24 protein-coding genes and 1 pseudogene are annotated in these 23,843 nt (G+C 39.8%); 2 read left to right on the top strand and 23 right to left on the bottom strand.

What is annotated here, in order from left to right; genetic code table 11:
• Positions 1–5 precede the first annotated feature (5 nt).
• From nth to JCM10596_RS08780, 8 genes and pseudogenes are all read right to left on the bottom strand, one after another.
• A pseudogene (nth, locus tag JCM10596_RS24650) lies at positions 6–645 on the bottom strand (endonuclease III).
• Between the two features lie 12 nt (positions 646–657).
• A complete protein-coding gene (locus tag JCM10596_RS08810; RefSeq protein ID WP_025026810.1) occupies positions 658–1,419 on the bottom strand; it encodes a DnaD domain-containing protein in 762 nt (253 codons plus the stop codon).
• A 48-nt stretch (positions 1,420–1,467) separates the two neighbouring features.
• The gene (asnS, locus tag JCM10596_RS08805; RefSeq protein WP_025026809.1) at positions 1,468–2,757 is read right to left on the bottom strand and encodes an asparagine--tRNA ligase; all 1,290 of its coding nucleotides are present in this window, start codon (positions 2,755–2,757) and stop codon (positions 1,468–1,470) included.
• A gap of 54 nt (positions 2,758–2,811) precedes the next feature.
• Positions 2,812–3,987, bottom strand: coding sequence for a pyridoxal phosphate-dependent aminotransferase (locus tag JCM10596_RS08800; protein ID WP_025026808.1), 1,176 nt, complete (start codon positions 3,985–3,987; stop codon positions 2,812–2,814).
• Between the two features lie 73 nt (positions 3,988–4,060).
• Entirely contained in the window at positions 4,061–5,557 is a 1,497-nt protein-coding gene (locus tag JCM10596_RS08795) for an AAA family ATPase (protein WP_025026807.1), read from the bottom strand.
• Complete coding sequence (locus JCM10596_RS08790; RefSeq protein WP_025026806.1) at positions 5,554–6,081, bottom strand: hypothetical protein; 528 nt, start codon at positions 6,079–6,081, stop codon at positions 5,554–5,556. Before JCM10596_RS08790 ends, JCM10596_RS08795 begins: the two co-directional genes overlap by 4 nt.
• Before the next feature lie 192 nt (positions 6,082–6,273).
• Positions 6,274–6,750, bottom strand: a complete 477-nt coding sequence (locus JCM10596_RS08785) for a hypothetical protein (RefSeq protein ID WP_025026805.1) — start codon at positions 6,748–6,750, stop codon at positions 6,274–6,276.
• Positions 6,751–6,770: 20 nt separating this feature from the next.
• Positions 6,771–7,520, bottom strand: a complete 750-nt coding sequence (locus tag JCM10596_RS08780) for a hypothetical protein (RefSeq protein WP_025026804.1) — start codon at positions 7,518–7,520, stop codon at positions 6,771–6,773.
• A gap of 200 nt (positions 7,521–7,720) precedes the next feature.
• On the opposite strand from JCM10596_RS08780, the gene JCM10596_RS29495 reads away from it, so the two are divergent.
• Positions 7,721–7,885 (top strand): hypothetical protein, encoded by a 165-nt coding sequence (locus JCM10596_RS29495; RefSeq protein WP_159102333.1) that lies wholly within the window; start codon positions 7,721–7,723, stop codon positions 7,883–7,885.
• Positions 7,886–7,954: 69 nt separating this feature from the next.
• Here the strand turns inward: JCM10596_RS29495 and JCM10596_RS08770 are convergent, their stop codons facing one another.
• From JCM10596_RS08770 to JCM10596_RS24640, 15 genes are all read right to left on the bottom strand, one after another.
• Complete coding sequence (locus tag JCM10596_RS08770; RefSeq protein ID WP_025026803.1) at positions 7,955–9,247, bottom strand: amidohydrolase; 1,293 nt, start codon at positions 9,245–9,247, stop codon at positions 7,955–7,957.
• A 38-nt stretch (positions 9,248–9,285) separates the two neighbouring features.
• Complete coding sequence (locus JCM10596_RS08765) at positions 9,286–10,197, bottom strand: ComEC/Rec2 family competence protein (RefSeq protein WP_025026802.1); 912 nt, start codon at positions 10,195–10,197, stop codon at positions 9,286–9,288.
• Positions 10,198–10,201: 4 nt separating this feature from the next.
• A complete protein-coding gene (locus JCM10596_RS27660) occupies positions 10,202–10,753 on the bottom strand; it encodes a helicase C-terminal domain-containing protein (RefSeq protein ID WP_267879682.1) in 552 nt (183 codons plus the stop codon).
• A gap of 77 nt (positions 10,754–10,830) precedes the next feature.
• Positions 10,831–13,029 carry an exonuclease domain-containing protein gene (locus JCM10596_RS24645; protein ID WP_051541242.1) on the bottom strand — a complete coding sequence of 733 codons (2,199 nt, stop codon included), beginning with the start codon at positions 13,027–13,029 and terminating at the stop codon, positions 10,831–10,833.
• A 40-nt stretch (positions 13,030–13,069) separates the two neighbouring features.
• Positions 13,070–14,329, bottom strand: a complete 1,260-nt coding sequence (locus tag JCM10596_RS08755) for a tetratricopeptide repeat protein (protein ID WP_025026801.1) — start codon at positions 14,327–14,329, stop codon at positions 13,070–13,072.
• 108 nt (positions 14,330–14,437) lie between these two features.
• Positions 14,438–14,821: an aspartate 1-decarboxylase gene (gene panD / locus JCM10596_RS08750; protein ID WP_025026800.1), complete on the bottom strand. Its 384-nt coding sequence runs from the start codon at positions 14,819–14,821 to the stop codon at positions 14,438–14,440.
• Between the two features lie 19 nt (positions 14,822–14,840).
• Entirely contained in the window at positions 14,841–15,683 is an 843-nt protein-coding gene (gene panC / locus JCM10596_RS08745; protein WP_025026799.1) for a pantoate--beta-alanine ligase, read from the bottom strand.
• Positions 15,684–16,532 (bottom strand): 3-methyl-2-oxobutanoate hydroxymethyltransferase, encoded by an 849-nt coding sequence (gene panB, locus JCM10596_RS08740; RefSeq protein WP_025026798.1) that lies wholly within the window; start codon positions 16,530–16,532, stop codon positions 15,684–15,686.
• 268 nt (positions 16,533–16,800) lie between these two features.
• Entirely contained in the window at positions 16,801–17,778 is a 978-nt protein-coding gene (locus JCM10596_RS08735; protein WP_025026797.1) for a biotin--[acetyl-CoA-carboxylase] ligase, read from the bottom strand.
• A complete protein-coding gene (locus tag JCM10596_RS08730; protein WP_025026796.1) occupies positions 17,775–19,001 on the bottom strand; it encodes a CCA tRNA nucleotidyltransferase in 1,227 nt (408 codons plus the stop codon). The genes JCM10596_RS08735 and JCM10596_RS08730 overlap by 4 nt, the downstream gene beginning before the upstream one ends.
• Positions 19,002–19,156: 155 nt before the next feature.
• Positions 19,157–20,296 (bottom strand): N-acetyl-alpha-D-glucosaminyl L-malate synthase BshA, encoded by a 1,140-nt coding sequence (bshA, locus tag JCM10596_RS08725; protein ID WP_025026795.1) that lies wholly within the window; start codon positions 20,294–20,296, stop codon positions 19,157–19,159.
• 17 nt (positions 20,297–20,313) lie between these two features.
• Complete coding sequence (gene bshB1, locus JCM10596_RS08720) at positions 20,314–21,045, bottom strand: bacillithiol biosynthesis deacetylase BshB1 (RefSeq protein ID WP_025026794.1); 732 nt, start codon at positions 21,043–21,045, stop codon at positions 20,314–20,316.
• A complete protein-coding gene (locus JCM10596_RS08715) occupies positions 21,038–21,463 on the bottom strand; it encodes a methylglyoxal synthase (RefSeq protein ID WP_025026793.1) in 426 nt (141 codons plus the stop codon). Before JCM10596_RS08715 ends, bshB1 begins: the two co-directional genes overlap by 8 nt.
• 36 nt (positions 21,464–21,499) lie before the next feature.
• Entirely contained in the window at positions 21,500–22,297 is a 798-nt protein-coding gene (dapB, locus tag JCM10596_RS08710) for a 4-hydroxy-tetrahydrodipicolinate reductase (RefSeq protein ID WP_025026792.1), read from the bottom strand.
• A complete protein-coding gene (locus JCM10596_RS24640; RefSeq protein ID WP_025026791.1) occupies positions 22,287–22,796 on the bottom strand; it encodes a tetratricopeptide repeat protein in 510 nt (169 codons plus the stop codon). The genes dapB and JCM10596_RS24640 overlap by 11 nt, the downstream gene beginning before the upstream one ends.
• Before the next feature lie 149 nt (positions 22,797–22,945).
• Here JCM10596_RS24640 and JCM10596_RS08695 point away from each other — a divergent pair, with 149 nt between their 5' ends.
• Positions 22,946–23,806: a YitT family protein gene (locus JCM10596_RS08695; RefSeq protein ID WP_025026790.1), complete on the top strand. Its 861-nt coding sequence runs from the start codon at positions 22,946–22,948 to the stop codon at positions 23,804–23,806.
• Positions 23,807–23,843 lie beyond the last annotated feature (37 nt).

Here is a 23,843-nt window from a genome sequence, read left to right as displayed (position 1 = left end):
GAGGGTTATGATTTCATCCTCTTTTTCCCCTCTCGGCACATTTCTAGGAGCGGACAAATGGTACAACTCGGATTCTGTGCCTTGCAATGATAGCGTCCAAAAAAATAAGCCGATGATGAGTGAGGTCCATTCCTCTTTAGGAACTTTTTTCATGAGTGTTTTTTCCACTTCTAGAACGGTGTCCTTCCAGCGACAAATCCCTAGACGCTTGGAAACTCTTTCGACATGGGTATCCACCGCAATCGCAGGATAATCAAAAGCATTAGACATAACTACATTTGCCGTTTTACGCCCCACACCAGGCAATTCCACCAGTTCCTCATGAGTTTGGGGAATTTGACCATTATGTTTTTCTAATAAAATCTGACAAAGGGCTTTTATATTTTTGGCTTTATTCCTATATAAACCAATTCTCTTAATATCGTTTTCAAGTTCTTCTAAAGAAACCTCTACATAATCTTCTGGTTCTCGATATTTTTGAAAGAGATCTTTAGTTACTTTATTCACCATTTCATCCGTGCATTGAGCAGACATCAGAACTGCAATGGTTAGTTCAAACGGATTGGAATGATTCAGTTCGCAATGAGCATCTGGAAACATTTCTGCGATTGTATCCAAAATTTTTCTGACCTGGGCTTTATTCATACCTACTCTCCCCTATTTTTCTAACCAGTTGTAAAAAGAAAACTCTGTTTTTTTCTTCTGCTGATCTCTTTCTACAGGCTTTGATGAAGATTGTCTGAATTTCCTTGAATGCTCACGTATATCCTCTGGAGTTTTCAATCCGTTCTTTTGCCATTCAAACAAGATTCGATCAATATATCTTAGAGAAAGTTTATTGGCGATCACAGCTTCCTTTAAAGCTAAAAAAATAAGCTGTGAATCATATTGATCTGTATCAATCCAGTGAATAATCGTTTCACATTCAATAGGAGAGAGTGGACGTCCAAACTCTTGTTCAAAGCGCTTGAAGATCTCACCCTCCATTTTTTTTGACCCTTCAATAGACTCATTGGGCCAAAGGCTATCCACTTTATCCACTTCATCTGTTACACAAGCAATCTCTGCTTCGGCATTTTCTTGATTTATATAGAGGAGAAGCTTGACCCATAAGGGTTCTAATGAATATGCCTCTTCCATCTTTCCTTCTCCATTTTTACTTTGTTCTAAGTCAATATACCCTTCTTTATGAAGCCGGTTAAGCATCCCGCTTAATTCCATTTGAGAGCAGGTCATTCTGTCTAACAGCTGATCAAAGCTGGGAAAGTGAACTCCTTCGACGATAAATGAATGAATGTGTATAAGAAGAACCATCTCTAATTCATTTAGCTTAATCTTTTTATAATGTTCAAGAAGAAGAAGAGGGATGGATACATTTCCTTTGTTCATTATCTTGGCGCATTGTTGTATAGAAAGCATAGCCTCTCTCCTTTTTCTGATCACTCGCAAGGAAATGAAATCTTCTGCTTACGGGTATAATCGATTTAATAATCGTGGAAACGGAATGGTTTCTCTGACATGCTCTGTTCCAGAGATCCAAGCCACTGTACGTTCAAGTCCTAAACCAAATCCAGAGTGAGGAACAGTTCCATATTTCCTCAAATCAAGATACCATTGATACGCCTCCTTGGACAGGTGATGTTCATCAAATCTCTCTTCTAATAAAGCTGGGTCATCAATACGTTGACTACCACCTATAATCTCTCCATACCCTTCAGGAGCAATAAGATCCGCACATAACACCACTTCCGGACGTTGTGGATCAGGCTTCATATAAAATGCTTTGATCTCCGTCGGATAATGCGTAATAAACACAGGCATCTCATAATGTTCCGCAATGGCGGTTTCATCTGGAGCACCAAAATCTTCTCCCCACTTAATATCATGACCCTTCTTTTGAAGTAGGTCAATGGCTTCATCATAGGTAATTCGAGGAAATGGAGCAACGATTTTTTCTAATTTAGAAATATCTCGTTCAAGAGCAGCCAGCTCTAAACGACAATTTTTCAAGACTGATTGAATAATATAACTAACAAAATTCTCTTGAATTTGTAGGTTTTCTTCATGATCAACAAACGCCATCTCGGGCTCAATCATCCAGAACTCAATTAAATGACGTCTTGTTTTCGATTTCTCGGCACGGAAGGTTGGACCGAACGAATAAACCTTTCCTAATGCCATTGCAGCTGCTTCCATATAGAGCTGCCCACTTTGTGAGAGATAAGCATCTTCATCAAAATACTTGGTATGGAATAGGTTGGTTGTCCCCTCAGCAGACGTAGGGGTTAGAATAGGTGGATCGACCTTGATATACCCATTCTCAGCAAAAAATTCGTATACAGCTCGTATGATTTCGGAGCGTATTTTAAGAACAGCGTGCTGTTTTTTCGAACGAATCCATAGGTGGCGATGATCCATCAAGAACTCAGTTCCATGCTCCTTTGGAGTAATCGGATATTCTTCAGCAATTTGCAGAACCTCTACTCCTGTTATCGTCAGTTCATAACCACTTGGCGCACGTTCGTCCTCGCGTACAATTCCCTTTACATACATCGAGCTTTCCTGAGTTAATTCTTTTGCTGCATTCCAATCCTCTTCAGCAATCTCTTTCTTCACGATCACGCCTTGGATAAAGCCTGTTCCATCTCTTAGTTGTAAAAATTGTATTTTTCCACTTGAACGTTTATTGTACAACCAAACTCCGATTATAACTTCTTCTCCAACATGTTTTCCAACTTGAGATATTGTAATTTTCAAAAGGATAACCTCCAACAGCTTGTAGTCTAAATCATTCCTTATTATACTACTTCTCTATTTCTTAAGAAAGCGCTCTATTCTCTTTACACCTTCCTTAAGTACATCAAGAGAGGTCGCATACGAAATACGAATGTTATCGGGAGCACCAAAGCCACTACCAGGAACAAGCGCTACCTTTTCCTCTTCTAATAAGGCGGCTACCCATTCATCTGTCGTTGAGTAGGAACTGTTTTTAACAGCTTCACTTACATTAGGGAAGAGATAGAAAGCTCCTTTTGGCTCTAGGCAGCTTACGCCAGGAAGTTCATTTAATAAGGCAAGAGTAACATCTCTGCGTTGAGCAAATTCTTTTTTCATCATTTCCAGTGGTTCTTGGGTTCCAACAAGAGCTGCTAAAGCTCCATATTGGGCAATAGAGGTTGGATTTGAGGTACTATGGCTAGATAGATCAACCATCGCTCTGATGTATTTTTCTGGTCCAGCAGCATAACCAATTCTCCAGCCCGTCATAGAATAGGGTTTAGACATCCCATTGACAACAAACGTTCTCTCATACAACTCCGATGATAAAGAAGCGATGCTAACATGCTCTGCATCTCCATAGATTAGCTTCTCATAAATCTCATCAGAAAGGATAAATAGATCATTTTTCAGGCAGACCTCAGCTAATGCTTCTAGCTCAGCTTTATCGTAGATACTTCCTGTCGGGTTACTTGGTGAGTTAATAATAATGGCTTTGGTTTTTGAAGTAACAGCTTGCTGAATCTGCTCTGGTGTCACTTTAAAGCCATTTTCTTCTTTCCCTTCAACATATACAGGATGACCTCCTGCTAATTTCACCTGTTCGGGATAACTTACCCAATATGGAGTTGGAATGATCACTTCATCTCCAGGATTAATAATCACTTGAAAAATATTATATAAGGCGTGCTTTGCACCTGAACACACGATGATTTGTTTTGGGGTATATTTCAATTGGTTATCTTCTAGAAGCTTTTGGCAGATTGCCTCTCTTAGAGGAAGGATCCCTTCAGCGGGTGTATATTTTGTTTGACCTTCATGCATGGATTTAATCGCTGCCTCAATAATATGCTCTGGTGTATTAAAATCAGGTTCACCAGCTCCTAAGCCAACAACATCAAAACCCTGAGCTTTCAATTCCTTTGCTTTTGCTGTAATCGCCAATGTGGATGATGGGGTTAATGTGGACACTCTTTCAGATAGTGACATATGGTTCAAATCCTCCTAGGTATATATGTAATGTTTATATTATACAAAAAACCCTTTCAATACAGAAAGGGTTTTAGGAAATTTCTTTTACATTTTTGTTTCCATGCAAAAGTTCTCTAAATCGTTCTCCATTCATTCGCTCTTCATCTAATAAAATTTGAAATGAATCATGGAATACAGGATCATACTTTTTAAGCATTTGATGTGTTTTTTCAAGTAAATAAGAGATAATAGCATCAGCTTCTTTTTGAATTTGTTCCTTGGATAAATGCTCCAGGGTCACAATCCCTAGGGAAGAGAGCCCTGTGTCAATCATATGATGAACATAGTTCATGGCTTGTTCGAAATCATTTTTGGAGCCTGTGCTTCGTTCACCATAATAAATCTCCTCGGTGACAGCTCCTGCAAGGCAGACCATAATCTGCTCCTCGATATTGGATTTGGTATAGAGATATTGTTCCTTTGGCGGAGATTGTCTAACATATCCTAGTGCTCCTCCCCTTGGGGTTAGGACAACTTGGGATACAGAATGTGGTCGGAGAATTTCAGAAACGATGGCATGTCCTAATTCATGAAAGGCAACTCGCTTCTTTTCTTCATCAGTCGATTCTTTGTCAGTCTGTTCCCCCATCATGACTTTATCTATGGCAGCAGAGATATGCAGCATGGTAATCGTCGGTGATTTTTCTCTAAAGGCATATATCGCCGCTTCATTCGCTACACTTTCTAATTGGGCTCCTGAAAAACCAAATGTATCCTTTGCCACCTGATCTACATCACACTTTGGATCAATCGGCTTCTGTTTAAAGTGAATCGTTAGGATTTGCTTTCTTGCCGTTAGGTCAGGCAGATCAACGACAATATGGCGATCAAATCTCCCTGGACGAAGCAGGGCAGGGTCAAGCATATCCTTGCGATTCGTTGCAGCAATAATAAGAATCCTCGGCTGCTCGTTGGTCGCCATCCCATCCATCTCAGTAAGCAATTGGTTTAACGTTTGGTCATATTCTTTTTGCTGCTTTCCCTCTCGCTTTCCACCAATCGCATCAATTTCATCAATGAAAATGATCCCTCTATTCAAGTTTTTCTCTTCCGTTAGCTGTTTTACTTCTTTAAACAAATCACGAATACGTCCAGCTCCAACACCCACGTACATTTCTACAAACTCACTGCCAGAGGCTGCCACAAATGCAGCTTCGGCATAATTGGCAGCTGCTTTCGCCATTAAGGTTTTTCCTGTTCCCGGAGGACCTGTAAGAAGAATCCCCTTCAAGGGACGTATCCCATAATCTTTAGCTAGCTGGTCCTCTTTCAGAAAATCAATCGCCTCTTTTAATTCTTGCTTGGCTCTTTCTTGACCGCCGATCTGATCAAAGGTTGTGACACTTTCTTTAATTTCATGAGAGGTTTTCGATCTCTTATTCCCCCCGAACGGTCCTTGTCCATTTAAAGTAAAGTAAAGAAGTGCACCAATTAGGGCAATAAACAAAATAGGTCCAATATTAATTCCCATAAACAATAAAAAGATAATGACAACAGGTACTGCCCCAATCAACCATTCTTTTGTCATTCAGCCTCCCCCTTCCCCTGTTGGAGTGTAAATGAAAGGTATATTTCGTCGCCCTCTGAAGGCTCTAAATAAATTAAAACATATTGGCTGTTCATCATACTTTTACCCTCTTGTAAAAGTCCAGCCGCCTTCCAATCCATAATGATTTGTTCAATTAATGGATATTGATCATTTTTCAGAGCTTCGATAACAGGAGCTGAGTGTGTTAGCCACCAAGGATGGTACTCACTTTGTTCAGTATCTATCCCAATTCGAATCTCTTTGCCCTTAGCCAACTGATTCAGTTCTTTTACTAATTGTATATACGAGAGACCAAAGGACCCACCATTGTGAAAGGAAAGTTCAACAAAGATGGCATCTTGTTCAATTTTTAAGTCTTTTAGCTCTAATCCTTCCTGCTCACTAATCCAATCTCGAATTGGCTTTTCTTGACCAAAGAATTGGGCACCAAACCAACCTCCGAATAAAAGAATAGAAGTAATGATAAAGGAAAGGAAAATAATTTTACTGTTTAATTTTTTCAATTCAAACCTCTCCCTTTACTCAATTCAAGCTATCTAAAAGTATACCACAGTCACTCCCTCTTTTCCTTAACATTGCTTTCCATTCAACGCAAAAAAAAGCCCCTGAAAGAGTTTTTGTTCAACTCTTACAAAAGCTTATTGAAGAGGATTTTTTGGGCATGGTTAGATGTCAGGAGATCCTGATTAGGAAGCTTAATGACTCAAAACATATCGCTTTTGAAAGCTGCCATCCCTCATTCTAAAATAAATATAATGCATCATATTTTTCTCATCTATACCAATCACTTCCCAAGAGAACTCTTTTTGGGAATAGGCAGGATGAATCCTTTGAATTTCTTGGATTTCCGAAAACTGATTCTTCACCGCTTGAATGACGGCTTCTTCTGCTAATTTTATTTCTTGTACAGCAATCTGATCTACTTTTCCTTCTTGTGTAGAAGCAATATACCATTCTTTCCCCTCATCATCTTGACTTTTGGTCATAATGTAGAGCTGATCTCCATGAAACCGATCCACTTTTTCTATACGAATCCCTTCCTGCTCCATCTGTCTTGTTGCTGCGAGAAGAGGGCTATTTTTGTTGTCTACAACACTAAAATACAGGCTCACTGACTGCCAGATGATGAGAAGCATTATGATAATTCCAACGATCATTACTTTACGTATCATTTTATACTTTCCTTTTTCTATTATTTAAAATCAAAAAACATTTTCTCGACTCCTACTCCTGTTCGATCTAAAAAAACAGTCAATGAATCGAGTTCAAATGTGCTAACACCTTCTCCTTGGAAGGAAAGGATATAATGTAAAGTATAATGATCTAGCATGAGATTATCAACTTTTTCCTTACGCTTTAAATGAGAATGAAGGTATTCTCTAAAATCCTCCTGTAGCCAAGACGGCTGTGTCACTAACTCTAATTGATACCCATTTTCTGTTTGTTCCCAAGACGTTAATTCGTATTCCTCATCTCTTAATTGCTTGTAAATGATATCTAAGTGGGCTGTAGGAGTTATGTATTGAACCTCTTCCTTAAATAAGGATTCCGTGTACTCTCCAATAGTAAAAATAGCCTTTTCTTCTTGAAAAGCGATCGTAAAATCCTTTCCTGAATGATTCTTTCCTTCAACAACCCAATGTTTATTCTGATCTAATCTCCCATCAAATTGACTTATTGAATCTGATAACGTGTAAAGAATCGTTTCAGCAGGCTGGTCTTTCCATCTTTCCATCTTACGCTGAACCAAATCGGATACTTGAATCGGTTCAAGAAAGACAAACTTCTCCTCCTTCTGTTCAATATGCTCAAATGCTTCCAACATCGATTGATTTTCTTTTTTTTCTGTACCTAAGTAGACAAACAGCGAAATCAATACCGAACAGATCATCACAGCTACAACAGAATAGAGAAACAATTCTTTTCTTTTAGTGGAATACATAGGAAACCCTCCTGCCCGTTCATTTAAGTTCTGTACAGATTCATGCTTAGACAAACAAAGGTTACTTTCGTCCACAATCTTTCTCTATCCTATTCGTGTATCTAAAGCATTATGATCTAAAAGAGCCCCTAAATAATGTTACTCATAGCGCGTCTGGGAGTGGTGATACTATAAGTACCGCTCTTAAAGGGGGGCTTAATGTGAACAGGAAAGAAGCTCAGGATTGCGATCTAAGATTGGATAATCATACAACGATTCTCAATCTCAGAGCCACTTATTATTGGTATGGCCCGCATTCCCCGATTCTGAAGAAAAAAGAATCAGAAGAGTGTTATTACCGTCATATCTTTCCAACTAAACTTTAAAAACCCCTACCTCCACTCCAAAAAACAACCTGTATGAACATTTCTTGCTCATACAGGTTGTTGCTATTCTTACATTAGTGATTGATACATTCGATTTGCCTCATAGATAATCTTTTCTTCGTCTAAGGCTACACATTTTTTGTTTTTGACAACCGCTTTTCCTTGAACGTAGACATCTTCAACATCATGTCCCGTAGCCGAATAAATAATATGTGAAAGCGGATGCTTAACGGGTTGTAAATGGGCTTGTTGCGGATTAAGAATGATAAAATCAGCTTCTTTTCCTGCTTCTAAGGATCCTACATTCTCAAGGAATACCGCTTCGGCTCCCCAGCTTGTTCCCATTTTCAAGGCAACCTCAGCTGGAACTACGGTTGGATCCTGAGACATTCCCTTATGGATCAAGGCAGCTAAACGTATTTCTTGAAACATATCTAAATTATTGTTAGAGGCTGTACTATCTGTTCCTACAGAAACACGGAATCCTCGCTCCAGTAATCGTGGAATGGGAGCAATACCCGAGCCTAATTTTAAATTACTGGCAGGATTGTGAGAAATCTTTACATTGTGATGTTGCAATATTTCCATCTCATCCTCTTCTAGATGGACAGCATGCGCTACTAAGGTTGGACGCTCAAACACTCCAAGGTCCCTTAGATGGGCAACAGGTCGCTGACCATAGTCCTGCACATTTTGAAGAACTTCACGCTCTGTTTCCGACATGTGAATATGAACAGGCAGGTTTAGTTCTACTGCTTTTTCCACAATTCGTTGAATATAATCTGGAGGACACGTATAGGGAGCATGTGGTGACATCATCGTCGTGATTCTTCCCCCTGCTGCCTGATTCCAGCGTACAGCAAATTCCGTTGCTTCTTCTAGCTTCTTCTTCTGTACATCCTCTGGGCATAAACCAATTACTCCGCGAGATAAGACAGCTCTCATTCCTGATTGATCCACAACCTCAGCAACAGTCCCCATATGATCATACATATCAACAAAGCAGGTTGTCCCTGATTTAAGCATCTCTAGAACGGCTAGTGATGTTCCCCACCGAACTGTTTCAGCCGTAAACTTAGCCTCCATTGGCCACATTTTATTTTCTAACCACTCCTGAAGCGGAAGGTCATCTCCATGTCCTCTTAAGATCGACATGGCTGCATGACCATGTGTATTCACCCAGCCGGGCATCAGCCATTTCCCTTTTAAATCAATAACTTGGTCAACAGATTCTTCAGCAGGCCCATTCCCTGCTCCTACTTCGACAATGACCTGATCTTCGACAAGGATATATCCGCACTCAAACCATTCGTTTTTCTCATTTGCAGTGATTACTACACCATTCTTAAACAGAGTTTTCATTTTTCTATCACTCATTTCTAAATAATAGCTTGCTAGTTCTATTTTAATTCATTCTCCGATTCAACAACAAATAATTCGTAATCATCTTCATCACACGAAATAATAATATGACCATGCTTCTTCAAAGGATAGATATCCATCCATGTTTCTTCTAACCTTTCTAAGACGTCGGCATCAAGGTAAAAACCCGGTCTATGAAAAATAATCGCCACATGAGCATCCACTTCTTCTAAAAAATCAGCGTGTGAGGCTTGATTACTTCCGAAATCAGAAACCTTCAGAATATGCGATCGAACATTATACAAAGCTCGAAGTTCTTTTTCTACTTGATCCGTAATCGAACTGGTAAATAGAAAAATATGATCCCACAAGCTGAGCTGAAAGACAAGCGAATGATCCTGTGGAGAACGTGAAAGCTGATCACTCGGATGCAGGATTTTCAGCTTACCGTTTGAACTTAATGTAAGCTCATCATTTCTGCTTAAAGCTGTCAATTTCACACTCTCGTCCTTGACCATTTCTTGAACAGACGAGTCAAAGGGATAAGCGTAATAAACATTAGCAACATGGTATTGCTTCATGATTTCTTGAGCATTCCCACTATGTTCATCCTTCATATTGGTCAGAATAAGGTGTTTTATTTCTTGAACTCGTAATGCCTCTAGATAGGTAAGAAGCTCTGTATAGGAGGAATGACCTCCAGTGTCAATGAGAACATTCTCTCCATTCTCGAGCTGAATAAGACTTGCTTCTCCATTTGTTAATTGAATAAAGTGAACCTTCGTTCCTGTATCTGGAATTCTTCGCTGAAAGCTTTGGTTGAGATTCACTTTCTTACTATCCTGGCTTCCCATAAGCACTGTAGACTGGTTATGACCTATACTGATCATGAGCAGAAGAGTCATTGAGATCAAAGCTATGAAATACATACTCCCTTTTTTCTTAGCCACATCATCACCCTAACCAATTTTGTATGTCATGAATAAGTCCCTCTAAGTCGAGGCTTTCCACTGTCAATGGAGGTAAAGAGTTTAAGAAAAACTTCCCGTATCGAGCTTCTATAATCCGACGGTCAAAGACCACAACAACTCCTTTGTCATCCGCTCTTCTAATGAGTCTGCCGAATCCTTGTTTAAAACGTATGACTGCCTGAGGAAGGGCGTAGTCCATAAATGGATTTTTACCACTCTCCTTTAATTGCTCAGATTTCGCTTCAAAATAAGGTGTATGTGGAGGTGTAAAGGGCAGCTTGACGATCACAAGACAGGATAACTGCTTTCCTGGCAAATCTACACCTTCCCAAAAACTGTTTGTTCCCAATAAAATTGCTTGCTCTTGGCTCTCAAAGTTTTTTGTTAGTTTTCCTCTACTACCGGAATCAATTCCTTGTGCATACAAAAATATGCCCATTTCATGAAGTGCCTGCTTGAGATTTTGATGAGTCATTTTTAACATATGATGCGACGTGAATAAGACTAGCATACGCCCCTGAGTAACCTTAACAATCTCAATGATAGACTCTGCAATTTCTTTTGAGAATAGGGCTTCGTCAGAGTCTTGAACAGAACTGATTTCCTTGGCTACTAACAGCTGGATTGTTGACTATAATCAAATGGAGAAGCAAATGCTTGGACTCTAAGTCTTTCTAGCGGCATCCCCAATTGGTCGATAAAGTATTGAAAAGAACGGTTTACTTGTAATGTTGCTGAAGTAAGGATGGCACTTTTCTTTTCTTGAAAAAGAGGCTGTAGAAAAGTAGTTACTTCAAGTGGCTGCTGAAAGACACCCGAAGAGTTCCGTGCCCCCTTCGGTTCATATTCAATCCAATACACATGATTTCGATCATAATGCAGGATCAATGCCTCAAGCTGATCTATGTACTCCGCTAATGTTCTTATGGCAGAGCTCCAATCTGTATACGTGCTACGTAAGTCATGTAACCATTCTGCCTGAAGAGAATCATACCACTGAACGAGGGTATGATACGCATGATTTAGCTGATCCTTCCTGCTTCTTAACTGGTCTGTCAATTGCAGAACCAGATACCATTCTTCTTCATCCTCCAGTGGATGGATCAAACGAACCGCACGACGTGAATCTGTACGATCATTTCCTTGTTTTTTCTCTGCTAGAATGTACAAATGCGTAAATAACTGGTCAATCCCACTTTTCATTTCCTGAAGCTGTTCTTGAATTTCGTTCACTGTCGGCATGACACGAAATCCTTCTTCGGACAATTCCAGCAGCTCTAGGAACCTTTGTGTCAGCGTTGGCTTATCTTCTGAATACAGACGTTGGAGAACAAAATGAAGTCTGGTATAGGTCATATTCTGACCAAATTGTCCTGAGGCGATTTGTTCTACATGATGGGCTTCATCCAAAATAACATAGTCATAATGAGGAAGAAGCTTTTGCCCTTCAAAATCAGCTAATAACAAGGAATGATTGGTAATAATGAGATCTGCCTGTTGCGTCTTCTTCCTGCTACGAAAATAAAAGCAACGCTCAAACCATGGACACTTATGGTGAAGACATGAATCTGTTTCACTTTGAATCTTCAACCAATAGTCCTTCCCACCAGAAGGAAGATTTAATTCTTCTACATCTCCCGTTTCTGTTTCTGTTAGCCAAACTAAGAGCTGCAATTTGGTTAATTCGTAATCATAGTTTTTTTCATTTGTTTGATATAGTGATTGCTCAAATTTACGCAAACAAAGATAATGAGTTCTCCCTTTGATCAAGGCATCCTCAAAAGTGAAAGGCAGAATCTCCTGTAGCTTAGGAATTTCTTTATCACGTATTTGCTCCTGTAATTGAATGGTATGAGTGCTAATGACGACTTTGCTCTTTGTTCGTTTTGCCCAGTAGATCGAAGCTAATAGGTATGCCAATGTCTTACCTGTCCCTGTACCTGCTTCAAACAAAGCATGTTCCTCAGCCTGAAACGCTTTTAAAATCTCCTCTGAAAGCTGATCTTGGGCTTCACGATACTCATAGTTCTCTATTTTAGAGCCAAGAATCACACTTGGCTTTATTTCCTCGATCGGAATCTGTTCGATAAAATGGTTTTCTATGCTGGTGTTCAATTCTTCTTCTTTCCTTCGTAAGACCAGATGACGAAATTCCTCCATCTCTTCCTCTGTCTGAATAACAGGGCGCAGACATTTTTCATGTTCTATTTTACGAAAGAGAAGCTCAATATCTGAATAGAGGGATTGAGCCAAAGGAATCATTCTTTGGATCGTCAGAAGAGGCAGTTTTCTCATCCTTGAACAAAGCAACAAAAAGAGCTTAGCCGTTGCCAATGCATCACTGTCAGCTTGATGAGGTGTTTCATGCTGAATCTGAAAATCTACAGCCAATTCACTTAAGCGATAGCCTGAGCGATTGGGGTACAAAATCCTAGACAGTTCAACCGTATCAATGATCATTCCTTTGAACGGTGGATAGTCATGCTCTGTTAGGTAATGCTGAAGAACACCCAAATCAAAATGAATATTGTGGGCAACAAGAATACTTCCTTCCATTTTTTCTTGAATGACAGGCAACAATTCCTTGATAACGGGGGAATCTTGCACATCCACCTCTGTAATTCCTGTTAGTTTTTGAATAAAGGGGGGGATCTCAATGGAAGGCTTAACATAGGATGAAAAGGTTTCTATAATCTCTCCACCCTGAATCGTACATAATCCGATTTGTATAATCTCATCCCCAGATTTAATTCTATTCCCTGTTGTTTCTATATCAATAACTACATATTTCTCCTCGTGCAGTAAGTTCATTACTACTTACACCCCCTCTTCACGCAGACCCCTTTCTCTATTAGAGCTGCTCCGATGCCTCGTGTAAAACGGATAACGCATGTTCATATTCGCCCACAGAAAGATGGTGTAAGCCTTCAACCATTGGGTGGTCAACATACTTTACTTGAAGCCTTTGTAAACGTCGATTGGCTTCATCATCATCGCCCCAAAAGAAGAGCATCCATACATATGATAATTGTAATTGAAGGTGATCAGGGAAGATACTTAAGCCTTTCAAATAGGCTGATCTACTCTTTTCCTTCTGATTAGCTAGTCCATAGTTCCAAGCTAAACCAAACCAGATCTCTTCATCAGAGGATAATGTTTCTTCTTTTAAACAGCGTTCATAGCATTGGGCTGCCATCTGGTAATAGGTTTTTTCTTCAAAATGACGCGCCATTTTCTTCAATAAATCTTTGCTTTGCTGTAGCTGTAAGGCTTCAAACCAAAAAGCAAAGCCAACCTCTTCATTTCCTTGCTGATGATACACTTTACCTATGAGATAAGGTCCCTTCCAATCCTGTGGCTCCAATTCATAATAACACATGAGTTGATCTAGACATTCCTCAAGCTGACTGGTGTGGTATAAAGCCTGTGCATAATTGAAGACAATAGTAGGCTTCCATAAGCTATCTACATCCTTCAAGTTGATTTTCCGAAAGAAAACAAGCGCCCGTTCATACTTTTCAAGTGTGGCTTCTAAACATGCCAAAGCATGTAGAGCTAAAAGCTTCATTCGCTGATTATCACTGGTATCAGCAAGAAATTGCCAATAATAACGAGCTTTATCATATTGATTTAATTCTAAATAGGAGTGAGCCACATAAAAACAAGCGGGTTCAAACTCAGGCTCTTCTTCAAGCACTTTTTGTAAAAATTGAACGGATTGGTCATACATGTTTAAATCATAAAGCGCTTTTCCTTTTCTCCACCATTCCGATTGAGGCTCATTGGTCGTAGTTGTAGATGAATTACCTAGCTGAGTGTTGGGATCCCCTTCATGATCAAGCTGAAGTAGTTTCTTATAGGATGCTTCATAATGCTCCTGACTAAAGTCGGGTACAGAAGAGGAATTTGTTTTTTTCTCTTTGGTTTTCTTTAGAAAAAAACCTAGTTTTTCTTCGAACTTTAACCATTCATCTACAATGGTTTCACTTTGATTTTTTAACACTTCCACTTCTTTATGAATATCATTTTCATTATAAAATGGTTGTTCTACTTGTATATTCATTTTCTCCAGCTTTTGATTCATTTTAGCGAAGATCTCTTTTATGTCCATAAGAAAACCACCATTCATGTTTTTTTTAAGTGTTTCACCAGTAGAAACAGGATATACCAAACATGAAAGATGGTTAGAATTAACTATTTAGCCTGCCTATCATATTCTTTAGCGAATGGTACCGTGAAGTTCGTGATCCATGAGTTCGATAATCTGATTACCTTCACCCATAATCGCTACCTTCGGTTTAAAATCTCTTGCTTTAGCCTCTTCAACCATAGCATAAGAAATAATAATCACGGTATCACCTGGCTGAACAAGCCTAGCCGCTGCACCATTTAAACAGATAACCCCCGAGCCTCGCTTACCTGGAATAACATAGGTTTCTAAGCGTGCCCCATTATTATTATTGACAATTTGCACTTTTTCATTGGGAAGGATGTCAACCTTATCTAATAAATCCTCATCAATAGTAATACTCCCAACATAATGGAGATTCGCTTCTGTTACAGTGGCACGGTGGATCTTAGCTTTCATCATATGTCTAAACATTTGGACGCTTCCTCCCTTATCACTTAATCTCAAGGATTACATTATCAATCAATCTTGTCTTACCTATTCGAACAGCTAGAGCAATCAAAACCTGACCCTCAATTTGCTTCTTTTTCTGTAGATCTGGATAGTGTCGAATCTCTGCATAATCAACATTCGCCAGAGGAGAGTTCTTAAGTTGCTCAAGGAGCCCCTTCTCTAGACGTTCCGTATCCCTTAAGCCTGCTTCTATTTGCTCTTTAGCCCATTGAAGGGTTTTATACAATATGGTGGCTTCATCTCTTTCTTCCGCAGAAAGATATACATTTCGCGAACTCATTGCCAGACCATCCTTTTCGCGCAAGATCGGACATGGACGAATCTGAACAGGTACATTAAGATCATATACCATTTGATTAATCACGGCTACTTGTTGAGCATCCTTTAAGCCAAAATAGGCAAAGTCTGGTTGAATGATTTGAAATAATTTAAGTACGACAGTAGCCACTCCATCAAAATGTCCTGGACGTGAAGCGCCGCACAACATTTCTGTAATATTCTTGACTGATACAAGGGTTGAAATTGGAGAAGGATACATTTCTTCTACTGAAGGAGCAAAAACGTAATCAACATCCATTTCCTCAAGCCATTTTACATCTCGTTCTAAATCACGAGGGTAGGTTGAGAAGTCCTCATTTACACCAAATTGGAGAGGATTGACAAAGATACTCCCTATAACAATGTCTGATTCTTGTTTGGCCTGCTGAAATAAGCTCAAATGCCCTGCGTGTAAGTAGCCCATTGTTGGGACGAAACCAATACTTCGGTTACGAAGCTGAGAGCGAATGCTTCTCCATTCTGCTATGCTTGTTATTATTTTCATCTAGATGGATTCCTTTCCCCCGTACAATTGTTGTAAAACCTCGTGATTGATTGAAAAAGAGTGTTCTTTTGTTGGAAACGCTCTCGTCTTTGTATCCTGTACAAAGGTAGTTATAGCTTGCTCTATATGTGTATCGATATTTGTATATTGTTTAACAAATTTCGGTTGAATTTCACTTCCAAAGCCTACAATATCATGAAAAACGAGTACCTGACCATCACATTCAACACCTGCTCCAATTCCAATCGTTGGAATTGTTAGCTGTTCACTAATTTCTTTGGCTAAATCACTTGGTATACACTCCATAACGATCGAAAATGCACCTGCTTTTTCTAGCTCTTTAGCGTCTTCTAACAGCTTTTTAGCTGATTCTACACTTTTTCCTTGTACTTTATAGCCACCTAGCTGGTGAACAGATTGTGGTGTCAACCCAATATGCCCCATGACTGGGACTCCTGCTTGGGTCAGCCTCTGAATAGTGGGAGCGACTTCGCTTCCCCCCTCTAATTTGACGGCATGAGCCTTCCCTTCCTGCATCAGCCTTCCTGCGGTTTCTAATGTGCGATCAAAAGACCCATGATAGCTTAGAAAGGGCAAATCTGTAACAACAAGCGCACTCGTATTAGCTCTGGTCACTGCTTTGGTGTGGTGAAGCATGTCATCCACTGTAACAGGTACAGTAGAATCATACCCTAAGACCACCATGCCTAAGGAATCTCCTACTAGAATGATCTCTACCCCTGCCTGATCGACAATCTTAGCGGTTGGGTAGTCATAGGCTGTCACCATTGTGATGGGTTCCTTTTTTTCCTTCATCTCTTTTAGTGAAGCAGTTGTTATTCTTTTCATTTTTTCTTCCTCCTTTTGGTGTGAAGTTGGAGGAGGGCTCGTTCTGACATTTCGATAATATGCAGAAAAACCTTCTGACAGTCGATTACTGGCAGAAGGTTCATAGACATAGCTAATATGCTAACGATCCCTCTGTCCCTGTCCAAACTGTGGTTCAAGGCAGAACACTTTCGTAGGCAAAATATGTGATTATTCTAGTTGCTAGTAAGAACAAGTATGGTTCCAATAAGCTGGATACCACCTTCCTTGTTATTATACCAAAACCAGATTAGACTGTCTTTATATCTGCTGAATAAATTTTATGAATAACGCCTTCCCTATCCTGGAGTAATAAGACTCCTTCATCTGTAATTCCTAATGCCAACCCTTGGTATTGCCCTTGCAAAGTTCTAGCAACAATTTCTTTTCCCAAGGAAACTGTGTAGGCTTCCCACAATGTTTTTATTGGAGAAAATCCATACTGTATATACATTTCATATAATTCTTCCCATTCCTTTAATACGCTGACGATCAGATCATTTCGATCAATTGATTCTCCTTGCTCTTGTTCCAAGGACGTCGCCATCTGCTGAAGCTCTTCAGGAAAATCCTTTTCTTCTTGACTTACATTAATCCCCACACCTACAATCACATGATTGATTTGATCTGCTTCTGCACTTAGCTCTGTCAAAATACCAGCCACTTTTTTGCCATTAATTAATACATCATTCGGCCATTTGATGCCTGCTTCCAGCGGAGTCACTTTCCGTATTCCTTTCAGAATGGCAACCGCAGCTAATAATGTAAGCTGTGGTGCTGAAGGAACAGGGATTTCTGGACGAAGAATCAAGCTCAGCCAAGCGCCTGTTCCTGGTGGAGAATACCATTTCCGTCCCAGCCTCCCCTTACCGGCTAATTGTGTATCTGCAATCACAATGGTTCCTGATGGCGCTCCCTCTCGAGCTAATTTTTGAGCAATCAATTGGGTCGATTCCACTTCTTTATACACATGAAGCTCATGCCCCAACCATTTCGTGCTGAGCTTGGGTAGTAGTGTTGATGCTGATAAAGTGGTTGGAATCTCCAAAATACGATACCCTTGTTTTTTTTGCGCTTCAATCACATACCCTTCTTTGCGTAGTTCTTCGATATGCTTCCATACAGCAGTACGAGAGATCTGTAATACCTTACTTAGCTCCTCACCAGACAAGTATTCCTTTTCATTTTCTAATAATTGATGTAGTACTTGAATCCTTACAGAGCTCATTCATTCTCATCCTCCAGCTTCACTAGGTTTGTTAGATACTGTAACAGTTCTTCTTGGTTATTGCTTACCTTTCCTTCTAGAACAGCCCTTATCAAGCTTTCTATCGTCTCGCCTATCCATTTACCTGGCTCCTTTTGAAGATATAATGCCATTTCATGCCCTTTCAGCGCAAGACCTGTTTCTTTCTTTAGTGGTAGTTTCATAATCCCTTCCTGCACAACTTGTTTCGATAAGTTCGGCAGGGTTCCATTGGTCTTTAAATGATTGATTCTAATAAGATGAAAGGTGTTTTCGACACCTAAATGATACAGTTCGAATGCCGATAAATCTTGTAAGAGGGTTATAGTAGGGTATCTCAGTAGATTTTCTACCAAGAGAAGCACCTGATTTTTCATTTTTTTGGTCAGAGTCAATGAAGCTAAAAATGAATAAGCTCCGTCCATATCCTGTTCTTCTGCTGTCAGCAGAAGCCCCCATCTCTCTATAGGTTCTAATCCAGACAAGGAAAACTTTTGAACAAGCTCTAATTGACGAGCAATGCAACGGAAGGGATAGACCTCCTGATGAATTTTTGTTTGGATGAGGTAGTGGATCGCCTGATTCGGATAGGGGGAATCCATGATTTTCATCCATTCTGCCGCCGTCCTTTCAATCGCAACAAGCTCAAGCGACTCTCTGAAATGAATCATGCTATGAATAACATCTTCTGAAATGGTAAAACCTAACTGAGCGCTGAAACGAATGGCTCTCATGATACGTAGAGCATCTTCACTAAATCGCTCAAACGCTTGTCCCACGGTGGTGATGACCTTATTCTCTAGAGCTTCACTCCCTTGAAAATAATCATATATATTTCGGTCTTTGTCCATTGCCATTGCATTCATAGAAAAATCTCTTCTCAATAAATCTTCTTTAAGAGAAGTAACAAAAGAAACAGACGAAGGGCGTCTATGATCCAGATACCCTTCCTCTGTTCTAAATGTAGTCACTTCTATTGGCGCACCTTCGATCATCACGGTCACCGTCCCATGTTGAATCCCTGTAGGTATCACATGTTCAAATAATGTGATCACTTCATCAGGTAAGGCTGAAGTGCAAATATCAATATCCTGAATAGGTCGATCTAACAATACATCTCGAACAAAACCACCTACAAAATAAGCTTGGTGTCCATGCTCCTCCAAAACCAGAATTACATTTTTTCCTAATTCAAATAGATTCATCTGATATCACTCACACTTTCACCAAATTCCATCTTGTTTCCATATACTATTATGAACAGACTGAAGGGAGCCATTTCTGATGAAAAAACTATTTGTTATCATGATTGTACTTTCTAAGATATTCCAGTCGAATAAAAGAAAAAAGTAGGATTTACTCATGACTCTGTTAGGTTCACTTGATCATTCAAGACGGAGTAGTATAAATTCTCATAGTCCTTAAGAATTTCGTGACCACAGAACTTGTTTTTCGCCATATGTATAGCTTCTTCAGCTAATGTTTCATATAGAATAGGATCTTTAAGTAAGGTTATCGCCGCATTCGCCATTTCATCTACTGCACCAATCGGAAAGGTATACCCACTCTGACCGTTCACGACCACTTCGGGTAGCCCTCCAGCATTTGAAGCAATCACAGGCACACCACAAGCCATTGCTTCTAGAGCAACTAAGCCAAAGCTTTCTTGCTCTGATGGCAATAACATCAAATCCATCTGTGATAGGATGACAGATGTGTCCTCCTGTTTCCCGAGATAGATCGCATCATCACATAGAGAGTGCTCTGTTAGCCATTGACATACTTTAGGAAACTCAGGTCCTTCTCCAATGAGAACTAATTTGGCATTTATTTCTGTAGAGATCTGCTGAAAAATCTTGGCAACATCCATAACCCTTTTGACAGGTCTAAAATTAGAAATATGCACAATTAGCTTCTCTCCATTTGGTGCCAGGCGTTCTCTCAATTCCTTGCTGTCTCTTTTAAAATAAACTCGCTTATCCACAAAATTATATACTTTATGAATGGGGCGAGAGATTTGCAATAGATCTACGGTTTCTTTGATCAAACTTTCTGAAACAGCCGTCACTACATCAGATTTTTCAATACCAAATTTGATCATGTCTTTTAATGTTTGATCATACCCTAAGACAGTAATATCTGTCCCATGAAGAGTGGTAATAATTTTAATAGGATGCTCAATCATTTGTTTCGCTAAATAGGCACATATGGCATGTGGAACGGCATAGTGTACGTGCAGAATATCCAGCTTTTCTCTATTGGCTACCTGAGCCATCCTGCTTGCTAACGTAAGGTCATAGGGTGGATATCTAAACACAGAGTAATGATTAACCTCTACTTCGTGGAAGAAAATATTAGGGTAATACTTCCCTAAACGAAACGGCATACTTGAAGTAATAAAATGAACTTCATGCCCCTCTTCAGCCAGCAGCTTTCCTAATTCAGTGGCAATCACTCCAGAACCACCAAGAGAAGGATAGCAAGTAATCCCAATCTTCAATTTATTTTCGGATGATTTCATAGGCCACTTCCTTCTCCAAATTGGGGAACAAGATTAGATAGTACCATTGGCTCCTTGACCATAAAGCCTTCTGCATAACTCACATCAATCATTTTTCCAAACCATTTTTCTCTGCCCTCAACTACCTCGACAAAACCGCGATTTAACCTTGTAGATACACTTCCAGAAGAATTCATAAATTGAGATTCATAGGCCTCTAGTGCCTTTTTCTTACTATCTATGTACGAAGAAATATCAACCATAATGTGTGGCTTGGCCATGCCATTAATAAAATAGTAATAGACTTGTGATACTTTGTGTGCTTCTTCTTCCTCCCCCGCCCATTGAAACTTGCGAATATTAGAGGTGAAAATCGCTTCCTCTACCAGCTTTGTTGTCATCCCATGATCGGGATGACGATCTTCTTCATAAGGTAGGAAAATGACTTCGGGCTTATATTTCCGTATAACAGAAACTACTTTTCCTAACAGATCTCGACTTGGTTCTAAGCCTCGATCAGGAAATCCTAGATTTATTCTCTCCGTCACTCCTAAAATCGTTGACGCTTCTTCTGCTTCCTTTTGTCTTTGTGTGACGGTCCCATTGGATGAAAGCTCAGCTAAGGTAAGATCACAGATTCCAACCTTATATCCTAAATCAACCTGCTTCTTAATTGTTCCACCCATGCCAATTTCGACATCATCGGGATGAGCACCAAAACAAAGAATATTCAATTTATGGTCATTCATTTAGAATAACTCCCTTCCCTTCTTTGTTTACTTCATTTCTCCAATCCAAACCGCCTTGTTCGATCGATTTAACTAAAACTTCGGCTGTTCCAATATTCGTCGCTAGAGGAATCCCATATACATCACATAAGCGTAATAAAGCGATAATATCTGGTTCATGAGGCTGAGCAGTGAGCGGGTCACGGAAAAAAAGCACGAGATCCATTCTATTTTCTGCGATCATTGAACCAATTTGCTGATCTCCACCAAGAGGCCCTGACATAAGTCTATGGATGTTCAAGGCAGTGTTCTCCATGATTCTTTGACCTGTTGTTCCAGTTGCATAAAGCGAATGTTTTTGTAAAATATGTTCATACGCAATACTGAAGTTGATCATGTCCGTTTTTTTTCCATCATGAGCAATTAAGGCTATATTCATGTTCCCATCTCCCTGTTCTATTATATTCCCGAAGTGCTAATCTATAATCTTATCTAAGCCATAAATTAAATGATTGATTTCAAGGACCTTCTTGATCGCCAGATTAACCCCAGGCATAAAGGAAGAACGATGAATGGAATCGTGCCGAATGGTTAACGTTTCTCCTTCACTGCCGAAAATCACCTGCTGATGGGCAACTAAGCCGGGCAAGCGCACACTATGTATTGGAAACCCTTGAAAGAAGGCACCTCTTGCTCCATCTATCTCTTCCTTTTCATCAGGATGCCCCTGTCTATGCTCTTCACGAACCTCAGCGATCATTTCTGCTGTTTTGATGGCAGTACCTGAAGGCGCATCAAGCTTACGATCATGATGCATCTCGATAATCTCAACATCAGGTAGATACTTCGCTGCTTGTCTAGCAAACTTCATCATCAGAATGGCACCAATAGCAAAATTAGGAGCAATGATCCCCCCTACTTGATGTTCCTGACATAAGTTGTCCAATTCTTCAATATCTGTTGGGGTTAATCCTGTCGTACCTACTACAGGACGAACCCCATGTCGAATAGCTAGTTCCATATTCTTCTTTACACTCATGGGCGTTGTAAAATCAACCAGAACATCTACTTCAAATGTACTTAATACTTCTTCTAGATCTGTATAGAAGGAGCTGCCTATCTTGCCAATTCCAATCACTTCTCCTACATCTACACCAGAAAGCTTTAAGTCTACAGCACCAACTAACTTTAGCTCGGGATCCTGTTGAATCATTCTGACTGCCTCACTACCCATTCTTCCTTTTGCACCTGCTACGACTACGTTAATGGACATCTCTCTTTTGTTCACTCCTATTTTTAATATAGTGTAAAGCTTCATTGTGTTCTGGATCTATCTTGAGTATTTCTAGCATCTGTTCTTCAGCCTTTTGATCATCTTCAAGGTACATATAAATTAATCCCAAAATCCACTTTAGTTCAATTTGCAAAGGGTCTAGCTCAATAGATTCGAGTAATGGCTCAATAAATGGCTCAACATCGCTTTTATTCTCTAGAGCTTTCTTAGCTTCTCGAGCCAATTGCTTGATTTTTAAGGATTGCAAATGTATTAAATAAGACGGTTTTTCCGGCGATAAGTGAATGGCTTGCTGGATGGCTTCGATCGCTTGCTGCAGGTTCTGATTTCTAGCATAAGTGATCGATAGCTTGTAGTATAGTGAATGGTTTTTGGGATGAATTTTTATCGCTTTTCGAAAGGAGTCTATCGCCCTTTTGAAATCTTGCTGAAAAATGGCTGAGTAGGCTTCATGCACATACTTGTTCTTCATCTCCATGATATCCTTCACTCCCTTTTCTCATAGCGCTCATGGTACAATATATGATATGTTTGAGCAAGACGAAACAATCTTGGGTGGAATTTATCATGTAAGTTTATTTTACTACAGAGAGCTCGCTTTGGCTATGAATACGGAGGGGATTTGACATGTCAATTAAGCTGAAGAACATCATTATGATTTTGATCGGTTGTGCTATTTTTTCTTTTGGATTAAATTATTTTAATATTGCCAACAGGCTTGTTGAAGGGGGATTCACTGGAATCACACTCCTTCTTAAATATGTGTTTGAATTTAATCCAGCGATCACGAATCTTGTCTTAAACATCCCACTGTTCTTCATTGGTTGGAAAGTACTTGGTAAGAACTCATTTATTTATACCATTATTGGAACGGTATCTGTATCTATTTTTCTATGGCTTTTCGAGGATTTCAAACTCTATCTTGGAGATGATTTGCTTCTTGCAGCCCTTTATGCAGGGGTTTGTGCTGGTGTTGGCTTAGGGATTGTTTTTCGCTATGGAGGGACAACAGGGGGAGTCGATATCATTGCCAGACTCTGTGCCAAGTACTATGGCTGGAGTATGGGGAGAACGATGTTTGCCTTCGATTTAGCTGTGATTACCTTCTCCCTAATCTATCTAGATCATAAGCTGGCTATGTATACCATCGTGGCGGTCTTCGTCGGGGCTAGAGTTATTGATTTTATGCAAGAGGGAGCTTATGCAGCAAAAGCAACCATGATCATTTCCGAATCGGCTCAGGAGATTGCCAGTAAAATTCTAAAGGAAATGGATAGAGGAACGACTATGCTCCAAGGCAGAGGGGCTTTTACTGGAAGTGAAAAAGAAATCCTCTACTGTGTCGTGAGTCGTAATGAGATTGTTCGCTTAAAAAATTTAGTAAAATCCATTGACCCGTATGCCTTCGTAGCTGTCAATGATGTGCATGATGTGCTTGGTGAAGGATTCACCCATGACGAACAGAAGAAACCATTAAGAGAAGAGTAAGGAAGAAAGAGACAACAAAACGGGTATCTTGTGTCTA

Source organism: Caldalkalibacillus mannanilyticus JCM 10596 (genome assembly GCF_000615945.1).
GTDB classification, from domain to species: Bacteria; Bacillota; Bacilli; order Caldalkalibacillales; family JCM-10596; genus Bacillus_AT; species Bacillus_AT mannanilyticus.
This window is presented reverse-complemented; position numbering and strand designations above follow the sequence as displayed.

Coding starts and splice junctions, on each gene's coding strand:
- JCM10596_RS08810 (WP_025026810.1), bottom strand. CDS start 1,419: ATGCTTTCTATACAACAATGCGCCAAGATAATGAACAAAGGAAATGTA.
- JCM10596_RS08800 (WP_025026808.1), bottom strand. CDS start 3,987: ATGTCACTATCTGAAAGAGTGTCCACATTAACCCCATCATCCACATTG.
- JCM10596_RS08795 (WP_025026807.1), bottom strand. CDS start 5,557: ATGACAAAAGAATGGTTGATTGGGGCAGTACCTGTTGTCATTATCTTT.
- JCM10596_RS08785 (WP_025026805.1), bottom strand. CDS start 6,750: ATGATACGTAAAGTAATGATCGTTGGAATTATCATAATGCTTCTCATC.
- JCM10596_RS08780 (WP_025026804.1), bottom strand. CDS start 7,520: ATGTATTCCACTAAAAGAAAAGAATTGTTTCTCTATTCTGTTGTAGCT.
- JCM10596_RS08770 (WP_025026803.1), bottom strand. CDS start 9,247: ATGAAAACTCTGTTTAAGAATGGTGTAGTAATCACTGCAAATGAGAAA.
- JCM10596_RS24645 (WP_051541242.1), bottom strand. CDS start 13,029: ATGAACTTACTGCACGAGGAGAAATATGTAGTTATTGATATAGAAACA.
- JCM10596_RS08755 (WP_025026801.1), bottom strand. CDS start 14,329: ATGGACATAAAAGAGATCTTCGCTAAAATGAATCAAAAGCTGGAGAAA.
- panD (WP_025026800.1), bottom strand. CDS start 14,821: ATGTTTAGACATATGATGAAAGCTAAGATCCACCGTGCCACTGTAACA.
- panC (WP_025026799.1), bottom strand. CDS start 15,683: ATGAAAATAATAACAAGCATAGCAGAATGGAGAAGCATTCGCTCTCAG.
- panB (WP_025026798.1), bottom strand. CDS start 16,532: ATGAAAAGAATAACAACTGCTTCACTAAAAGAGATGAAGGAAAAAAAG.
- JCM10596_RS08735 (WP_025026797.1), bottom strand. CDS start 17,778: ATGAGCTCTGTAAGGATTCAAGTACTACATCAATTATTAGAAAATGAA.
- JCM10596_RS08730 (WP_025026796.1), bottom strand. CDS start 19,001: ATGAATCTATTTGAATTAGGAAAAAATGTAATTCTGGTTTTGGAGGAG.
- bshB1 (WP_025026794.1), bottom strand. CDS start 21,045: ATGAATGACCATAAATTGAATATTCTTTGTTTTGGTGCTCATCCCGAT.
- JCM10596_RS08715 (WP_025026793.1), bottom strand. CDS start 21,463: ATGAATATAGCCTTAATTGCTCATGATGGAAAAAAAACGGACATGATC.
- dapB (WP_025026792.1), bottom strand. CDS start 22,297: ATGTCCATTAACGTAGTCGTAGCAGGTGCAAAAGGAAGAATGGGTAGT.
- JCM10596_RS24640 (WP_025026791.1), bottom strand. CDS start 22,796: ATGGAGATGAAGAACAAGTATGTGCATGAAGCCTACTCAGCCATTTTT.
- JCM10596_RS08695 (WP_025026790.1), top strand. CDS start 22,946: ATGTCAATTAAGCTGAAGAACATCATTATGATTTTGATCGGTTGTGCT.